The organism is Paludibacterium purpuratum (genome assembly GCF_004363805.1).
GTDB classification, from domain to species: Bacteria; Pseudomonadota; Gammaproteobacteria; order Burkholderiales; family Chromobacteriaceae; genus Paludibacterium; species Paludibacterium purpuratum.
Genome location: NZ_SNZP01000031.1, coordinates 1 through 1,457 on the forward strand (window position 1 = coordinate 1; position 1,457 = coordinate 1,457).

At 53.4% G+C, this 1,457-nt stretch carries 1 protein-coding gene; it reads left to right on the top strand.

What is annotated here, in order from left to right:
* Positions 1–51: 51 nt before the first annotated feature.
* Positions 52–1,424, top strand: a protein-coding gene (locus DFP86_RS19175; protein WP_133684322.1) for an IS3 family transposase whose coding sequence is annotated in 2 segments (ribosomal slippage) — positions 52–538 and positions 538–1,424 — 1,374 coding nt in all. Because the reading frame shifts where the segments join, the coding sequence is not laid out codon by codon here.
* Positions 1,425–1,457 lie beyond the last annotated feature (33 nt).

Sequence of the window (1,457 nt, forward strand, 5' to 3'; positions counted from 1 at the left end):
TGAACTGCACCCCAAGAGTTGGACACCGTTCCAACCTTTGGGGTGTTTTTCATGGCAAAACATAATGAAGATTTCAAACGTACCGTCGTTCAGGAGTATCTAGCAGGGGCAATGGGGTACAGAGCACTGAGTGCCAAGTACCAGGTTGGTAAGACCAGTATTCAGCAGTGGGTGGCAAGCTATCGCCAGCATGGCGATGCTGGTCTTCGCAAGAAATGCAGCCACTATAGCGATGAGTTCAAGCTTTCGGTGTTGCAACGCATGTGGCAGGAAGCATTAACTTACAGTCAGGCCGTCGCCTTGTTTGATCTTCGCGGCGGCGCAGCGGTCGTTTCCACTTGGGAACGGCTGTATCATAAGGGTGGTTTAGGTGCGCTAAAGCCCAAGCGAAGAGGTCGCCCCAAGTCCATGACACATCCGAAGCCAGCCAAGCTCCCCAAGCCCCAGGTCACGAAGTCAGAAGAAGTACGCTCATTGGAAGCCCTCCAAAAAGAGAATGAGCTTCTGCGCGCGGAGGTGGCGTATCTAAAAAAATTGGATGCCTTGGTTCGAGCCGCTCAGCAAGCTGCGCCCAAAAAGCGCAAACCGTGATCGAGCTAAGGCAGAAATTTGCTCTGTCGGCCCTGCTAAAGGCAGCTCAATTGTCGCGCAGCACTTTCTACTATCAAGCCAAGGTGCAACAGGCTGGCGATAAGCATGCAGGCATGAAGGATCGCATTCAAGCCATCTTTACACGCCATCAGGGCCGCTATGGCTATCGACGCATCACCGCCGAGTTGCGACATTCAGGGGCCGTGATCAACCACAAGACCGTGCAGAGATTGATGCGCACACTAGGCCTCAAATCGTTGGTGCGCCCCAAGAAGTACCGATCCTACCGAGGCGGTTGCCACGTTGACGTGCCGAACGTGCTGAATCGGCAGTTTCAGGCAGACCGACCGAACCAACGGTGGGTGACCGATGTGACCGAGTTCAATGTGCGAGGGGAAAAGCTTTACCTTTCGCCGGTGATGGATCTTTACAACGGGGAGATCGTCGCCTACGAGATGCAAGCGCGACCGCACTTTCCCTTGGTTGGCAATATGCTCGGAAAGGCGTTGGCTAAACTGACGAACCTTGATGCGCCGTTACTGCACTCTGATCAGGGGTGGCAATACCAGATGCCAGCCTATCGGCGCCAACTTGCGTCTCATGGACTCACCCAGAGTATGTCACGCAAGGGAAACTGCCTTGATAATGCTGCGATGGAGAGCTTCTTTGGTACGCTGAAATCGGAGTTCTTCTACCTGAACCACTTCGAGAGTATCGACGCACTACAGGCGGGAATTCGGACGTACATCCACTATTACAACCATGAGCGTATCAAGCTCAAGCTAAAAGGCCTGAGTCCTGTAAGGTACAGAACTCAGGCCTGGCAAGCCTAGCAGCAAACTGTCCAACTTATTGGGGTCAGTTCA